The following is a 16,590-nucleotide window of genomic DNA, read 5'->3' as shown; positions in this document are numbered from 1 at the left end:
ATAATAGAATTGACCACTGGTGACTAACTTGCCAGTTTTGAGGCATATCTTACCATATTGGTGGGATATATTACTATATTTTTTTTATATTTTTAGAAAAAATAAGGGTAACATTACATGTAGATTCCATGGAAATGTTATGAATTTACTAGATTATTTTTGAAAACAATCAAAGGGGAATGGGAGAATGCGAGATTTAATGATATAATCTGCATTGGAATTGTTGAGGTTTCACAATCATGTAAAATGCCTAAGGCAAAGGAGTCGATTATGTTGGCAAAAACGTTGATTTTCGGGCATAAAAATCCGGATACGGATACCATTTGCTCAGCTATTGCTTATGCAGACTTAAAAACCAAACTGGGCGCGGACGTAGAGCCGGTTCGTCTGGGCGAGGTGAACGGGGAAACCCAGTATGCACTGGATTATTTCAAAGTGAGCGCGCCACGTCTGGTTGAGCAGGTTGCTGCTGAAACGGACAACGTCATTCTGGTCGATCATAATGAACGCCAGCAAAGCGCCGCTGATATTGACAAGGTACGTGTAGCTGAAGTCATCGACCATCACCGGATCGCTAACTTTGAAACAAGCCAGCCGTTATACTTCCGCGCTGAGCCGGTGGGTTGCACAGCCACCATTTTGAACAAGCTCTACAAGGAAAATGGTATAGCGATTCCGAAAGAAATCGCAGGTCTAATGTTGTCCGCGATTATTTCCGATTCCCTGTTGTTTAAATCCCCAACCTGCACGGATCAAGACGTAGCTGCTGCTCGTGAACTGGCTGAAATTGCTGGTGTAGATGCAGATCGTTACGGTTTTGACTTGCTTAAAGCGGGAGCTGATTTGAGTGGTCATACCATTGAACAGTTAGTAAGTCTGGATGCCAAAGAATTTCAGATGAATGGTCGCAAAGTGGAAATTGCTCAAGTGAACGCAGTAGACGTCAACGATGTGCTATCACGTCAAGCTGACCTAGAAGCTGCATTATCCCAAACCATTGAGGCCAAAAATCTCGATCTGTTCCTGTTCGTTGTAACAGACATCGTGAACAGTGATTCCATTGGTATTGCCCTGGGAAGCCAAGCACAAGCGGTTGAGAAAGCCTATAATGTTCAGTTGGACGACAATAAGGCTGTTCTAAAAGGCGTTGTATCGCGCAAATCGCAAATTGTGCCTGTATTGACTGACGCTTTTAACAGTTTGTAATGATAAATAATAAGCCTCCTGACCCCGACTGCATAATGGCAGTGGAAGCAGGAGGCTTATTTTTATTTCTTCAGTTCTGCCAGGACATCTCCGATGCGGAATTCAAATGCCAATTTCAACTGATCGCTCATCAGGTGCCAGGCGTTTTCAGCTACAGCGAGATCGCCGCTATGGGTAAAGGTATGTGCGGCACCCATGTATTTTTTATATTTCACGGGGACATCTGCTTCAATCAGCCGTTTGGCATACAACTCGGCTTCGTCAGCCAAGGAGTCCAACTCCGCAGTTATGATCAGAGCAGGAGGGAGATTATGTAGTGATTCTGCAAAAATGGGGGAAACCAACGGATTTCGCGCCTCATCTGGTGAGTTCAGATAACTTTCATTAAAGATTTTTGCTACTCGTGGCGGAATCCCCTTCTCGAATTGGGGCTTCAATTTGGGATCTGTAGCAATATCCAGTGGTGGGTAATCCAGTACCTGATATACAATCGGAAATTCCTTGCGCTCCCGGGCCATAAGACACAGCGCCGCCGCTAGATTGCCACCCGCACTGTGCCCCCCGACCGCAATGCGTTGAGGATCTACGTTAAGCACATCAGGATGCTTGTACAACCATTGGGTCACCTCATAGCTTTCCTGTAGCGGGATAGGGAATTTATGTTCTGGGGCCAAGCGATAATCAACATTAACGACGACGCAATTCGCACGTTCAGCAATGACCGGGTACCAGGGATCATCCATCTCGGCGCTACCCATTACAAAACCGCTGCCATGGAAATTAACGAATACAGGGAGTGGATCAGCAGACCGGTGAGAAGGTTCATATACAATCACCCTGGAGTCACCAATAGAGGTGGGGATGATCCTTTCTTTCCGATGTACTTTGGGAGAATGCGAAGGTTTGGAATCGGACGCAGCTACCATTCTGCCAGCCGATATGCGGGCAAGTTTGACGAACAGTTTTTGTCTCAGTCTTCGCACCATTTTTCTCTCTCCTCTCTGGAGTCGGTTAGACGCGAACCTTTAACATCTTCAAACGCAGAACGTACGCGTGACAAATAGGTTTGGAACTGACAGATTTCCGACTCACTAAAGTCTGACATCAGACGTGAAGCCAGCCCTAGGAAAAAGGGATCCATCTGTTGAATTTTACTTCTTCCTTTATCGTTCAGGGACACGAACACTCCCCGCTTGTCATTGGGATCGTCATATTTATTAATGAATCCCTCTTGTTCGAGAGAAATAACCATAGAACTGATTGCTGCCCGGCTTACACCCATCTTATCAGCCAAAGCAGAAGGAGATGACATTTCATCTCTTTGCGCTGAAAGTACACAAAGCGCGATATATTGCCCGTAGGAGAGACCAAATTCACGTGAACGTTTTTCCATATTTTTGCGTATTTCATACGTTATGGAAAATAAATCTACCAAAACACCAATCGGTTTATTGCCACCTGGAAAGAGATTATAGGCCAGTTGACGAATTTCGGAGTCCAAAAAAAAGAACATGCGATCCACCTCGATGTAGTTAATTAGTTAACTGTAATTTAATTAACCACTGGTTGCAATGATTTATACAAACTTTGTTCTGCATTTTTTAAAAAATATATCTGCAAAACGTCATATCCAGGGGCCGATACACTGATCGAGGCCCTGATTCACAAAGGCTTGTATGGAGGGCTGGCGCAGGGTACGTCCTTCTTGCCATCGCCACTCACTATATTGAACCTTGGCGGTAAACATAGGTTGCACCCAAAATGCGTCTTGATGCCGATCCGGTCTATTGCTAAAAGGTCGCTCCGATATGGTATGTGGCAGCAGGCGCTCGGTAAGCTGACGCCAATCTTCCCGAGTCAGCTTACCCGTACCCACATGCCCGATATAGCGCAGCATTCCTTGTTTATCATATTGGCCCAGCAACACAGCGTTGATAAGGCCTCCATTTAGGGTATAGCCACCGATAACGGCAATGATATCGCCATAATTTTTGACTTTGACCCATCGTCCGTCTTTTCCGCCCAATGTGTACGGACTATCCAGCTTTTTACACACAATGCCTTCCATTCCTTGGCTGCACATGACCTGAAATAGAGCTTGTCCATCAGGATGAGCGGGAGCCAGTTGAATCCGTTCATTCGGTATGATGATCTGATGCAGCAGTTCAAGCCTTTCCTGTAACGGTTTAAGATGAACCCACTCCCCGTTCAGATAAACAATATCAAACAACATGTAAGTAGCGGGTACAGCTTCATAGGCTGACTGAATTCGATCCGTTCGACGAATCAGATCCCTTCGCATAATTTCATGGAACGATGGCTTACCGTCGGCACCGAGTGCGATCATTTCCCCGTCCAATATGACCGAATCAGCCTTACAGTAGGAGGGGAAGAGAGCAAGCTCCGGGTATAAAAGCGTACGTTCATGCTGCTTGCGGTTGAACAGACGCGTGCTGCCCTGGTCGTGATACGTCAAAATTCTCGTACCGTCCCATTTTATTTCGTAACGCCAAAGGCCTTTTGCATCTACAGGTACTTTTTCGCTCAGTTCCGGTTCAAACGGGATGACAGGTTTTAATTCCGTACGCAACGCAGCACCTCCCTTGCCTTCATTGGAATAAATATAGTGTCGACGATAGATCTTATTTTATGTATGTGATGTTTCGCTGATTCCTAAATAGGGGAATGATAAGGATATCTTGCGTCGGCATGAAGTGATTGCAGTAATTCGTTAGCATGGAATTGTAACGGGATGTTCTTCAGTCAGAAAGGAGATTGGTTTCATGAGACAAATTCGCGAGGAGGACCATGCAGTAGTCATGGTGGATGATGGGCAGGTAGTTGCAGAAGTAGGCTATAAATCCATAGATGACCACTCATTGGTCATTGACCATACATTTGTATCCGAGCAGTTACGGGGTCAAAAAATCGGCAAGGAGCTTATCGACCGAGTGGTTGATATGGCAAGGAATGAGCATAAAAAGGTTATTCCTGCCTGCTCGTACGCGCTTGCTCTATTCAAGCGCCATCAGGAATACAGTGACGTATGGCAGCAATGAATATGGATCATCAAGGCTGCTTAATTGCATAATCGATACAACACCGGAGCGGGTAATCAGACCTTCCCGGTGTTTTTTGTGTGCATAAAGCTTGTAAAATCAATGCATTCTACCGTTGATATAGGGAAGTAAAGGGCTATTCTCAAATGTTAAATCATATTTTCCGACAGATGGCTATGAAATTGTTCATACTGTTGTCACTTCACAGGCTGTCCATGAGTTCTATATAATATATTATGGTTATGACTACAACAGTAACGAAAACCTGAATTTAACGAAGGAGACGCTCATGATGAATAAAGCGAGTGAGGACAAGCAGTACGTTCCAACGAGCAATCGTAATTTTACAGCCTTGATTATCACCGTTTCCATTATAGCCAACGTGATTATTTTGCTGCTGTTCTTTTCGCCGATCGGATACCAGGGTAGTGTGAGTTTTGATCTCACCATTTTCCCAAGGCTGAATGCGATTTTTAACAGCTTCACATTTATTTTTCTGGTGGCTGCACTGGTTGCTATTTTCAAAAAGAACATTAAGCTTCATAAAACCTTTGTTTTGCTGGCCTTCGCCAGTACCGTTTTATTTTTATTTTCCTATCTGACCTTTCACTACATTTCGCCGGAAACTGCAAAATATGGTGGGGTGGGTATCCTTCGGCCGATTTACTTTACGCTGTTGATTTCGCATAGCATACTGGCTGCGATTATTGTACCGCTGGCCCTGTTCACGGTTGTATGGGGATGGACGATGCAGGTAGCAAAACATCGTAAGATTGCACGCTGGACGATGCCGATTTGGCTATATGTGAGCTTGACCGGGGTACTGGTGTACGTTTTCATGGCCCCATACTATTAATAGATTAAACCCTTTGCGGGTGATTTAGGGAAATGGCGTCTCTGCTGAAGAGACGTCTTTTTTGTATCCAATAAAAGAAAAATTATTCCTTCTAAATTTATTTTATTGAAAAAACGTTCCTTCTTTAGCGGCATTTCTGCTATAATTTGCCTTAATCAACTAAGAACAAGGGGGTCACCATGTGACAAAGAAAGCGAAAGGCAGGTTACGGTTGCTTGTATCTATGCTAGCGCTGGTTGTACTGCTGAGCAGCTGCGGTGGTGGAGGATCAAAGTCGGAAAAGGTTGACGGAGGGAAAGTAACACTGCAATTTTGGACCATTGCACTACAACCTACATTTACCCCGTATTTCAATCGGGTGATTGCCGATTATGAGCAGAAGAACCCCAATGTCAAAATTGACTGGAAGGATTACCCTTATGACGCAGTAACCAACAAGCTGTTGACAAGTATCGCTAGCAACAGCAGTCCAGATGTAGTCAATCTCAATACAGAATTTGCTAGCCAAATGGGCTCCAAGGGTGCTGTTGTTGATATGAATGAGCATTTGTCGCCCGAGGAAAAGGCTGCTTATTTCGAGGGTATTTATAATTCTACAGTTATTAACGGTAAAGCTTATGCGCTACCCTGGTATACCGGTACAGAAGTGCTTTACATGAATACAAAGCTGGTCAAAGCTGCCGGATTGGACCCTGCCCATCCGCCCAAAACCCGGGAGGAATTGTCTGAATGGGGCCGTCAGATCAATAGAAAAATTGGCAAGGCAGGCTATGCTCAGCAGCTTGTATCCAAGCTTTTCGCTGTGGACGGCATTCCTATTCTAAATAAAGAAAAGACAGCAGCGGCGTTCAACACACCAGAAGCAGTCACTATGATTGATAATCTGAAAAAACAGATGGAAGATGGCATTGTACTCAAGGAAGACGCTGAATTCTCACAACAAGTGAAATATTATGCCGGCGAGCAGGTTGCTTTCGAGCTGGCAGGCCCGACGTTCATCAATTTTATCAAAACGGCAGCGCCGGATGTTTATAAGAACACAATTGCTGTCCCTGTCCCAACCGGCAAAGCCGATGTGCGGCTCTCCAACTCCATGGACCTGGTCGTACCTGCTAAGTCTGCACATGTGGACGAAGCGGTGAAATTTGCTGTTTTCTTGACAAACGCAGAGAGTCAAACAGCTTTTTCTAAAGCGGCGAATACACTACCTTCCACGAAAGACTCCATTAAAGATCCATATTTTACTCAGTCTGACAAATCATTAGAAGCACAAGCCAAGGTAGTATCCGCGCAAAGCTTGGATAAGGCGACAGATTATATGGTCGGTGTGCCTAATGCCAAAGATGTGAACAGTGCCATCGCGAGAGCTTTACAAAATATGGTATTGAATGGCGCGGATACGAAGCAGACGCTTACTGCCTTGGAGCAGGAAGTGAACGATATTTTAAAGCAATAGGTTTGACAGGGGAGTAAGTGAATACTCCCCTGTTCATTTATCAAAATCAGGTGGTGATGCAGCATGATCAAATGGTTGAGGTCGGAGTCCTTTACGGCCTGGGCCTTTATGACGCCGGGACTGTTATTGCTTGCCGTCTTTGTATTTTGGCCTATTATTTACAGCATTCCGCTGGCATTGACGGACTACTCTGTCATATCAGACACCCATTTTGTCGGCTTGGATAATTTTGAAGCGGCGTTTAAGGACCGTAACTTTCTTATTTCGATTTGGAACTCATTGTTGTACGTGCTCATTGTCCCCTTTCTTCAAATTTTCTCCATCCTGATGGCTGTGCTTGTGAATAGCCGTATCCCGGGAATTAAAATATTTCGTACGACCTACTACATCCCTGTTGTGACTTCGATGGTAGCGGTAGCCTTAATTTGGAGCTGGCTGTTGGGCAATAACAGCATAGTGAACTACTTGCTCATGCAGGTCGGCTTGATTAGCAAAGACATACACTGGTTATCGGACAGCAACTTGGCTTTGTATGTACTAATGTTCATCACAATGTGGAAGGGACTCGGGTATTATATGATGCTCTATCTGGCTGGATTACAAAATATTCCCCAAGATCTGTACGAAGCCGCTAGAGTCGACGGAGCAAGCCGATGGCGTCTGATTGTCCATATTACTCTTCCACTGCTGAGACCCTACGTTCTGTTCTGTACCCTTATATCGCTCATGTCAGCTATTCGCGTATTTGATGAAGTATATGTACTAACCAAGGGTGGACCGGGAACGGCCACGTTGACATCCAGCTTGTATATTTTTCAAAAGGGCATGGAGCAGTTTAATTTTGGATATGCTTCCGCGCTTGGCTTAATTGTCGGTGCAATGATTGCCGTACTTAGTATTATCGTATTCCGATTCAATAGGAAAGGCGGTGTCAATCCCTATTGATGAATCTAAAGGATGACAAAATGCTACGCTCATCTCTTCCTAAAAAGGAAAGCAGCCGCATCATGCGCAGTCTTGCTCGAATGCTGAGAATGACGGTCATCTACGTGCTTCTAGTGCTACTCGCCCTCTTTTTAATGGGACCGTTCCTATGGCTGCTCAGCGTATCCCTCATGCCAGGCCGCAACATTTTTTCAACGCCACCCGCTATTTTTCCGACCTTTATTGATTTCGACAACTACGTTCAGGTGTGGCAGTTCATGAATTTTCCAAAGTATATGCTGAATACGGTCATCATTACGGTGTTGGGCGTTGTGCTCAATGTGGTGCTCGCCAGTCTTACAGGATATCCCTTGGCTGTATTTCGTTTTAAGGGTAAAAATCTGGTGTTTACGTTGCTGATTGCCACGATGATTATTCCTTCCTACACCGCATTTATTGTGCATTATCTGACCATTCAAGGGCTTCATCTAGGCAATACCTATTTGGGTGTGGTGTTGCCTGGGGCAGTCTCCGTTTTCAACATTTTTCTAATGCGACAGACGTTTATCCATATTCCTACCGATGTGCGTGATTCCGGTAAAATGGACGGCGCTTCGGAGTTCCGAATTTGGTGGCAGCTGGTGCTTCCGCTGGTCAAGCCAGCGCTGGCTGTAATCTCTCTATTGGAGGCGATGTCGTTCTGGAACAGCTTTCTGTGGCCTATCGTTATTTTGAACGATACGGAGCTATATCCGCTGGCAGCTGCGCTCACGTATCTCAACGGTCAATTTGCCTATAACTTCGGCTGGATTGCTGCAGGCACAATGATTTCGGTACTGCCGATCATTATATTGTTCCTGTTTACACAGCGCTACTATATGGAAGGTCTGGCGGGAGCGGTAAAAGGATAAGCCAGTAGTCACGGCTACGAACAGCCTGTGAAGGGAAGGAGACGATTGCGATGAAATTGTCCAAAGGAATGGGGCCTCATTCAGGTGATGGGCTATCACGGCAGGAGATACAATATTATTTTCGTGATGTGTATGACAGCGGGGAAAGGCTGGTTATCTCCGAACCGCGACTGATCTGTGAACTGTCCTCTCGCTTTGCAATGAATCAGGAGTATGAAGGTGTGCTGGACCCTGAGGGACCGATCAAGCTCATTGTACCTCCAGGACCGGGTGTACCGACTGAAACACGGGGAAGCGTACAGTTGGTGCTCGAATATGACGGAACGCTTGCTGCAGACGGATATCGGTTGGACATTCAGAAGGACGGGCGGATTGAAATCCACGCTTCCAATAAAAGAGGGCTCAAATACGGCATGGATGCCCTGCATCTCCTGCTTCAGGTGGAACAGGAGCGATGTGCTCTGCCGGTGATGTCTATTCGGGATGAGCCTTCCTTTCCGGTCCGAGGAATTATTGAAGGCTTCTATGGGATACCGTGGAGTTTCGCGGATCGGCTGGATGCCGTCCGTTTTATGGCTACGCACCGGATGAACACGTTCATGTATGCCCCCAAGGATGATCCATATCATCGTGAGCTATGGAGAGAACCGTACCCTGAGGATACGTTTGCCCAGATCCGCGAATTGAAGGAAGCCTGCGAACGGCATGAGATTGATTTTCATTATTGTATCAGCCCAGGGAACGACCTGAGCTTTGGCAGCGATGAAGATTTCCTCAAATTGACGGAAAAGCTGGTGGCCGTGATTAAGATTGGCGTACGTCATTTTTCTGTATTAATGGATGACATTGACTATGTACTCAAAGGGGAAAATCGACATTTGCTGGGCCGCTCGGGTCACGCTCATGTCTTTTTGACGAACAAGGTGCATGCATGGCTGGCTGAACGACTGCCTGAATTTACGCTGACGGTCTGTCCTTCGGAATATTGGTCATATTGGGATACCGAATACAAAAAGGATTTCCGTGAGCGGCTGCATCCGGAGATTAAGGTGTTCTGGACGGGGTACTTTGTTTTTGCTCCACAGATTAGTCGCGAGCACGCCGCTGATAATCATGCATACTTTGGGCATGAGCTGTGGGTGTGGGATAACATCCCGGTGAATGATTGTGACCATGATCGGTTATTCCTTGATCCGCTACGCGGACGATACTCCAGACTACCGGACTGCGGACATACCGGTATGGTGGCCAACCCGATGAATCAGTGGGAATGCTCCAAAGTGACGCTCATCACGATGTCCCACTACATGTGGAACAGTGAACGGTATATGCCTGAGCTATCTTGGGAATGGGCTGCGCGGGAGTTAGCGGGAGAGCGTGCGGATGAACTGATGTTTTTCTGTCGTCAAAATAGGAACAGCCGACTAGGCGGCAACACGTATGAGGACGTGGACCTTGCTTTGAAAATGCGCGATATCCCTGCGCTGGATATGTACTTTGAGCGGCTGCTTCAGGCGGTGAGCGTCCTGCGGAACGTGCCTGCCGATGATCTAGCCGCAGGGTTCGTGTTCCAGGCTGCACCGTGGCTGGAACGTGCCGAGCTGGACGCGGGCCTGTGGCAGGTGCTGCGTCAAGCTGCGCTCAGCAGCGAGCGACAGGACGATGCACAGTCGGAGGAGAGCAGCACGCCGAGCGAAGAAATTGACGGGCCAGAGCCGTCGCCTCTGACGGACGAAATCGCAGGAGAACTGCGACGCGGTATCACTGCTTGCTTAGAAGCGGAGGCTCGGCTGGGTAGCAATCCGGCGATCCGAGCTGCCGCGCAGTGGGGTTATGTCGATCAGGATGAACAAGGCAAATATCGGCTGATCTTGTAAGTGTCTGCGATGGATTAAGAAACCAAGGCAGCATAGCTGCCCTGAAAATAATCATTTGCCGTTAGGATAACGGTAATTTTCAGGAGAGGTGGAATGTACGGTGAAGTCAAACACCCGATTACTTTTTATACCGCTGGATGAGCGGCCCTGTAATTATCAATTTCCTTATTTACTGGCACAAGGCACAGACTTGGAAATGGAGCGGCCCCCATTGGAATGGATGGGACAAAAGAAAACCCCTGGCGATATGACCAGACTATGGGCATGGCTCGAAGAACGCGCAGCGACTGCTGATGGAGCCATTGTTGCGATGGATACGTTGCTGTACGGAGGAATCGTACCTTCTCGACTACACGGTATGTCGAGCGAGCAGGTCAGAGATAGGGTGAATCGGCTTCGCAGGCTAAAGCAATTATATCCGCAACTGACCCTGTATGCATTTCAACTGATTATGCGTTGTCCGCAATACTCTTTGGCTGATGAAGAACCGGATTACTATGCCGATTGGGGCCGTGAGATATTCCGAAAGGGCTTCATTGAGCATCGTCAGGAGCTGGGGATCGCTACCTCAGAAGAGTTGCTCGAATTAGCTGATATCAGCGAGCGTTTGCCAATGGAAATACTGGATGATTATCTGGGACGTCGCCATGTGAATTTGGAGGCCAATGAAGTTGCACTGGATCTCGTAGCAGAAGGTATCATTGATTTTATGATCATCCCACAGGATGATTCGGCTCCCTACGGCTATACCGCCAAGGATCAGCAGCGGCTAAGAAGTCGTATTTCTGAGCTTGAGCTGGATTTGAATGTATACATGTACCCGGGGGCAGATGAAGTGGGTTGTACGTTGCTGGCTCGTTGGGTTAACAAGATGAATAATGTAATCCCACTGGTGTATCCTCGATTGTCTGCTTTGCAGGGGGCATTCGTAGTTCCGCTTTTTGAAGATCGCTATTTTTACGAAACCTTAAAATATCAGATTATGGCGGCAGGTGGGCTAATAGCTTCCTCAGCAATGGAGGCTGATTTGATTTTGTTGGCTAACACACCCGGTGACACGATGGCAGAAGCTTCATCCCAGCAGCGTGCAATGACCGGATATGATGTACATCGGAATGTAGTAGAGCTGGTTGAGTACGGTTCTTATATGCTGCAATATGCGGGTCAAAATGTTGCAGTTGCTGATGTGGGCTACGCCAACGGCGCAGATCTCAAGCTAATTAGACTATTGAAGCAAAAAGGACTGCTTTTTAAGCTGGCGGGTTATGCAGGCTGGAATACCAGTTCTAACACGCTGGGCACCGTCATTGCCCAGTCTATGCTGTATACCCACTATGGCTCTACGGAGGAACATTTGGATTTTCTGTCGCTGCGCTACGCCGAGGATGCCTGTTATTGCGCTGTGGTACGTACGGCTATGAATAACGGGATTGTGGAGCAGATGGGTTTTACCAAGTTTATGCTCGATGGACCGAGAGGCTCGGTTGCTGCGATTATTCGCAGACGGCTGGAGCAGGCGCTCAATGAATATGTGAACGGGCCGGAAGGCCGCGTGGAAATTACAGATTGCTACATGCCGTGGAACCGCACCTTTGAAGTCGGATTAACCGTACGGCATCATGCCGAGAAGAGAGGGTGATTCCTATGGGAATGGAAGGTGTGTTATCCAAAGTTCAGCACGGACTGATCGTATCCTGTCAGGCGCTGCCAGGCGAACCGTTGCATGGAGCAGATTCTATGGTCAAAATGGCGCTTGCCGCACAGCAGGGTGGAGCTGTAGCGATTCGCGCCAATGGCGCATCGGATGTACGTGCGATTAAACTGGCGATTTCTCTACCAGTCATTGGCTTGATTAAGCGGGATTATGATGATTCTGATATTTACATTACGCCTACCCTTCGTGAAATGGAGGAACTGGTAGAGGCAGGCGCGGATATCATTGCGCTGGATGCCACATTACGACCGCGCCCAGCGGGATGCAAGCTGAAGAGGCTCATAGATTATGCCCATGAGCAGGGGGTTACTTCCATGGCAGACATTTCGACACTGGAGGAGGCGCTTCATGCGGCCTCTCTTGGCGCAGACTGCGTATCCACCACGTTATCCGGGTATACACCGTACTCTACTCGGATTGAGGGTCCTGATCTGGAGCTGGTTCGGAGAGCGTCAGAACTGGTTCCTGTTCCTTTAATTGCAGAGGGTAAAATCTATGATCCGGCGCAGGTTGAGGAAGCATTCCGAATGGGAGCACATGCAGTGGTTGTAGGCTCGGCGATTACCAGACCCCAATTGATTACGCAGCGGTTTGCCGATGCCGCAAGGAAGGCAGTGAAATGCATCTATGGAGATGAACGACCGAATTAACACATATTATCCTTCATTAACGAAATCGGAGCAGAAAGTCGCCTTGTGCGTACTGGAGCATCCCGCAGACATCATATATTTCTCCGTGACAGAGCTGGCGGATTTTGCAGGTACAGGCGAAACGACCGTCATGCGCTTTTGCCGGAAGATTGGTTTCAAAGGTTATCAGGATTTCCGACTGTCCCTGGCGCAAAACCAGACTTATCGTAAAACAGATATGGGCGAGGAGAACATCGACCCAGATGACGAACAAGATATTACGCGTACGGTGTATCACAACATGCTCGATATTTTGCACTCCAGTATGGGGCTGCTGGACCATTCAGAGCTTGGTCGTGCGATTGCGTGTCTCGATCAAGCGGGCTATGTTCAATTTTTCGGTGTAGGCGCTTCGGGAATTTCTGCGCAGGATGCTAAAAATCGTTTCTTACGGATCGGGCGTCGCGCCGAGGCTGTGGCAGACGGACATATTCAGTCGATGATGGCGGTGTCCATGAACCCGGGTGATGTGGCTATCGGCATTAGTGTATCAGGAAGTACGCTGGATACAAACGATATGCTGCATAAAGCCAAGCAAAACGGTGCAACTGTTATCGCAATTACGAATTATGCCAAATCACCCATTACCTCCATAGCGGATATCGTGTTGCTGACCGCAGGCAAGGAAGCTCCAATAGAAGGTGGTTCAATCGGCGCTAAAATCTCACAACTATTCGTGATTGACCTCATCTGCGAAGGGCTTGCTCGCAAGCATACGAATCACACCAAACAGATGAAGGAAAAAACAGCGAGGGCCGTTATTGAACGAAGCTATTGAGATTTTTCAGTTGTGAATTGAAAACTTGTGCTCCGACAGTTCAATGACTTGTGTTTGTGGTGCTTATGAATGGCTATTTCAAGTATTGCTATTAATAGAAGGTTTGTACAAAGAGCTAGTAAGCTTTTATGTGGGGCAACAAGGAGGTTGGTGTGGTGGTAGCTGCTGTGAACAGAGTCATTGGAATCGACATTGGGGGCACATCGGTGAAGGCCGCCATAGTGGCACGGGACGGATCGGTGCTTGATGAAATCCGGCTGGATACGGACGCTTCCCGTGGACGTGAATGGGTGTTGTCGCAGGTGTCAGAATCTGTGCTCGGACTGTTGCGTTCTTTTGGGGATACCAGCATCGGTGCCTATATAGATATAGGCGCTCTAGGCATTGCTACTGCTGGCAGAGTAAATGTGGAGAGCGGCGTAGTTGTGTATGCCACAGATAACCTACCTGGCTGGCAAGGTACATCCTTAGTAACGTGGGCTAAAGAAAAACTGGCTTTACGAGCGGTTGCTGATAATGACGCGAACGCCGCTTTACTTGGAGAAGCGTGGCAGGGAGCGGGGAAGGGCAAGCGACGTTTGGTGATGCTCACGTTGGGAACAGGTGTCGGAGGTGCATATATGGAAAATGGCCACTTGTGCAGAGGGGCTCATTGGAGCGGCGGTGATTGGGGGCACAGTATTCTATTCCCCGGAGGACACCCCTGTAATTGCGGAAAAAAAGGGTGCGCCGAGCAATATGTATCGGGGAGCGCCCTGTTACGTCGAGGTAGGGAACACGTCGGTAAATTGTACCGCTCGGGAAACGAGATAGTGAAAGAGGCCGTTCACGGTAACCAGGAGGCAATCCAGGTACTGGATGATTACACCGCAGATTTAGCTGTACTTCTAGCTAACATCTCGGTGACTCTTGATCCTGAGGGGATCATTGTAGGCGGAGGAGTAGCGGACACGGGAGAGGTCTGGTGGCCTATGCTGGAAAAGCATCTGCACCAATTTGGAGTTCAAACGGAAGTAAGTCGGGCATTGTTGGGCAATCGCGCTGGAATCATCGGCGCTGCACGGCTTGCCTTCGAAATGACCGAGTCCTAGTACAAGAATGAAAGGGGAACGAACCATGACGCAAAAACGGCTTGATACCGACATTGTTGTGATTGGCGGAGGTCTAGGGGGGACATCGGCAGCTCTTGCGGCGGCGAAGGCTGGCATGAGAGTCATCGTGACAGAGGAGACGGACTGGTTAGGGGGGCAGTTAACTTCACAGGCGGTTCCTCCAGATGAGCATCGATGGATCGAACAATTTGGTTGCACAGCAACATACCGTGAGTTCCGTAATCGTGTACGTGACTATTACCGTCAGAACTATCCGTTAACCGAAGAAGCTCGAAATAATCCCATTCTCAATCCTGGGAACGGTTGGGTAAGCCGTCTGGCCCATGAACCACGGGTAGCTCTGCGGGTGCTTGAAGATATGCTCGCTCCTTATTTGAATACGGGGCGCGTTCATGTATACTATCACACCGTGCCTATTGCCGTTCAGACGGATGGGGACTGTATTACTTCTGTAACTGTCCGTACCTCGAATAGCGCTGATCATAAGTGTGGATTTAGAGTGCTGCACGGAACGTTTTATCTGGATGCGACAGAGTGTGGTGATCTTCTTCCGATGGCGGGCGTGGAGCATACGAGTGGAGCGGAGTCGCGGGCTGCTACGGGTGAACCTCACGCACTGGAGTGTGCTAACCCTTTTGATATGCAATCTATCACACATGTGGCTGCCGTAGACTATATTCCCCAGGAAAGCTTCATTTTAGAGCGGCCGCAACAATATGATTTCTGGAGAAATTATATTCCGTCCTTTTCCCGTTTTCCGATTTTGAGCTGGTTTGCTACTGACGCGGATGATACCAGTAAACTAAAACAGTTCACATTGTTTCCTAACGATCAGGGCATTGTATCCTTATGGGATTATCGTCGTATTGTAGATCCCTCGATATGGAGCAAACCGCTAAATGATGGTGAAGTAACTCTTTTAAACTGGGCGCAAAATGATTATTACCTAGGGCCATTGATCGGTGTTACCGCTCAAGAGCAGGCAAAACATCGAGAAGGAGCGCGTGAGTTGACTCGTTCATTAATATATTGGCTTCAAACCGAAGCGCCCCGGTTAGATGGAGGGTTCGGCTATCCGGGAATTCGACCACGGGGTGATATTCTCGGCACTTCTGACGGTCTGGCTAAAACGGCTTATATTCGCGAGTCACGCCGAATTCAGGCCAATTATATGATATCTGAGTTTGATGTAAGTCGTGAGCTTCGGGGAGAAGAGGGTCCTAAGCGATATACAGACAGTGTAGGTGTAGGTAGCTATCATTTGGATCTTCATCCAACTACGGTATCTCAGCGAACATTCTACATCCCTAACTATCCCTATGAAATTCCATTGGGCTCATTTATTCCGGTGAGGGTGCGCAATTTACTTCCTGCCTGCAAAAATATAGGGATGACCCAAATAGCCAATGGCTGCTATCGATTGCATCCTACAGAATGGAATATAGGAGAATCAGCGGGAAGCCTAGCGGCTTACTGTGTCTCCAACGAAGTATATCCCATTGAAGTGAGCCGATCAGCAGAGCATCTTGGATGTTTTCAAAATGTTCTTCTTCGCCAAGGTGTGGAACTACACTGGCCTGCAGAGGTATTTGAGCCAGAGGAAGTCATCAGCTAATGAAGGGGCAACTAGCCCCTCGACTGATTTTAAATGAGCTGAAAGATGAGTGGATTTATTCTAAAATAAAAAACAAAAAAAGTGCTTGCTAAGTTGCTGGGGTTTATGATATATTATTTGAGCTGACAACAAAACAGCAGTTTCAAAAGCGAAAAGCTTGGGTGAAATGATCTTCAAAAAAATAAAAAATAACCCTTGCATTTTTGAAACGAACATGATATGATCTTATAGCTGCTGAAAAACGCGGCGAAAGAGAAATGTTTGATCTTTGAAAACTGAACAACGAGTGAGTAAAATGATTTTGCTTGCAAAATCAAACAAGAGATATTTTTATCTCGTCAGTTTCAACATGAGCTTATCGCTCTTTCTATAAACCAACTTCGGTTGGTCTTT

At 47.3% G+C, this 16,590-nt stretch carries 15 protein-coding genes; 12 read left to right on the top strand and 3 right to left on the bottom strand.

The features are described from left to right. Nucleotides 1-270: 270 nt before the first annotated feature. Nucleotides 271-1,206 (top strand): manganese-dependent inorganic pyrophosphatase, encoded by a 936-nt coding sequence (locus NLX74_RS21490; protein ID WP_302058683.1) that lies wholly within the window; start codon nucleotides 271-273, stop codon nucleotides 1,204-1,206. A gap of 62 nt (nucleotides 1,207-1,268) precedes the next feature. On the opposite strand, the gene NLX74_RS21485 is transcribed toward NLX74_RS21490, so the two are convergent. The 3 genes from NLX74_RS21485 to NLX74_RS21475 all read right to left on the bottom strand — a co-directional run bounded on the left by NLX74_RS21485 (nucleotide 1,269) and on the right by NLX74_RS21475 (nucleotide 3,796). Beyond that, complete coding sequence (locus NLX74_RS21485) at nucleotides 1,269-2,192, bottom strand: alpha/beta hydrolase (protein ID WP_254330025.1); 924 nt, start codon at nucleotides 2,190-2,192, stop codon at nucleotides 1,269-1,271. After that, on the bottom strand, nucleotides 2,177-2,719 hold the full coding sequence (locus NLX74_RS21480) for a MarR family winged helix-turn-helix transcriptional regulator (protein WP_061830683.1): 543 nt from the start codon (nucleotides 2,717-2,719) through the stop codon (nucleotides 2,177-2,179). Before NLX74_RS21480 ends, NLX74_RS21485 begins: the two co-directional genes overlap by 16 nt. A gap of 111 nt (nucleotides 2,720-2,830) precedes the next feature. Then, nucleotides 2,831-3,796 (bottom strand): ATP-dependent DNA ligase, encoded by a 966-nt coding sequence (locus NLX74_RS21475; RefSeq protein WP_254330023.1) that lies wholly within the window; start codon nucleotides 3,794-3,796, stop codon nucleotides 2,831-2,833. Nucleotides 3,797-3,989: 193 nt separating this feature from the next. Here NLX74_RS21475 and NLX74_RS21470 point away from each other — a divergent pair, with 193 nt between their 5' ends. The 11 genes from NLX74_RS21470 (at nucleotide 3,990) to NLX74_RS21420 (ending at nucleotide 16,197) form a co-directional block, all read left to right on the top strand. Further along, on the top strand, nucleotides 3,990-4,265 hold the full coding sequence (locus NLX74_RS21470) for a GNAT family N-acetyltransferase (protein ID WP_134903211.1): 276 nt from the start codon (nucleotides 3,990-3,992) through the stop codon (nucleotides 4,263-4,265). Nucleotides 4,266-4,557: 292 nt separating this feature from the next. After that, on the top strand, nucleotides 4,558-5,121 hold the full coding sequence (locus tag NLX74_RS21465; protein ID WP_023986646.1) for a DUF420 domain-containing protein: 564 nt from the start codon (nucleotides 4,558-4,560) through the stop codon (nucleotides 5,119-5,121). A gap of 181 nt (nucleotides 5,122-5,302) precedes the next feature. After that, nucleotides 5,303-6,577: an ABC transporter substrate-binding protein gene (locus tag NLX74_RS21460; RefSeq protein WP_254330021.1), complete on the top strand. Its 1,275-nt coding sequence runs from the start codon at nucleotides 5,303-5,305 to the stop codon at nucleotides 6,575-6,577. Nucleotides 6,578-6,640: 63 nt separating this feature from the next. After that, nucleotides 6,641-7,522, top strand: a complete 882-nt coding sequence (locus NLX74_RS21455; RefSeq protein ID WP_250267241.1) for a carbohydrate ABC transporter permease — start codon at nucleotides 6,641-6,643, stop codon at nucleotides 7,520-7,522. Next, on the top strand, nucleotides 7,522-8,412 hold the full coding sequence (locus NLX74_RS21450; RefSeq protein ID WP_023986649.1) for a carbohydrate ABC transporter permease: 891 nt from the start codon (nucleotides 7,522-7,524) through the stop codon (nucleotides 8,410-8,412). The genes NLX74_RS21455 and NLX74_RS21450 overlap by 1 nt, the downstream gene beginning before the upstream one ends. Nucleotides 8,413-8,462: 50 nt before the next feature. Next, complete coding sequence (locus NLX74_RS21445; RefSeq protein WP_254330019.1) at nucleotides 8,463-10,289, top strand: protein O-GlcNAcase; 1,827 nt, start codon at nucleotides 8,463-8,465, stop codon at nucleotides 10,287-10,289. Nucleotides 10,290-10,389: 100 nt separating this feature from the next. Further along, on the top strand, nucleotides 10,390-11,928 hold the full coding sequence (locus tag NLX74_RS21440; RefSeq protein WP_254330001.1) for a DUF4127 family protein: 1,539 nt from the start codon (nucleotides 10,390-10,392) through the stop codon (nucleotides 11,926-11,928). 5 nt (nucleotides 11,929-11,933) lie between these two features. Next, complete coding sequence (locus tag NLX74_RS21435; RefSeq protein ID WP_235307004.1) at nucleotides 11,934-12,653, top strand: N-acetylmannosamine-6-phosphate 2-epimerase; 720 nt, start codon at nucleotides 11,934-11,936, stop codon at nucleotides 12,651-12,653. Then, on the top strand, nucleotides 12,631-13,470 hold the full coding sequence (locus NLX74_RS21430) for a MurR/RpiR family transcriptional regulator (RefSeq protein WP_061832131.1): 840 nt from the start codon (nucleotides 12,631-12,633) through the stop codon (nucleotides 13,468-13,470). The genes NLX74_RS21435 and NLX74_RS21430 overlap by 23 nt, the downstream gene beginning before the upstream one ends. 128 nt (nucleotides 13,471-13,598) lie before the next feature. Continuing rightward, nucleotides 13,599-14,561, top strand: a complete 963-nt coding sequence (locus NLX74_RS21425) for an ROK family protein (RefSeq protein ID WP_235307006.1) — start codon at nucleotides 13,599-13,601, stop codon at nucleotides 14,559-14,561. A 25-nt stretch (nucleotides 14,562-14,586) separates the two neighbouring features. Continuing rightward, complete coding sequence (locus NLX74_RS21420; RefSeq protein WP_254329999.1) at nucleotides 14,587-16,197, top strand: FAD-dependent oxidoreductase; 1,611 nt, start codon at nucleotides 14,587-14,589, stop codon at nucleotides 16,195-16,197. Nucleotides 16,198-16,590: the final 393 nt, after the last annotated feature.

It is taken from the genome of Paenibacillus sp. MZ03-122A, assembly GCF_024213325.1.
GTDB classification, from domain to species: Bacteria; Bacillota; Bacilli; order Paenibacillales; family Paenibacillaceae; genus Paenibacillus; species Paenibacillus polymyxa_B.
This window is presented reverse-complemented; position numbering and strand designations above follow the sequence as displayed.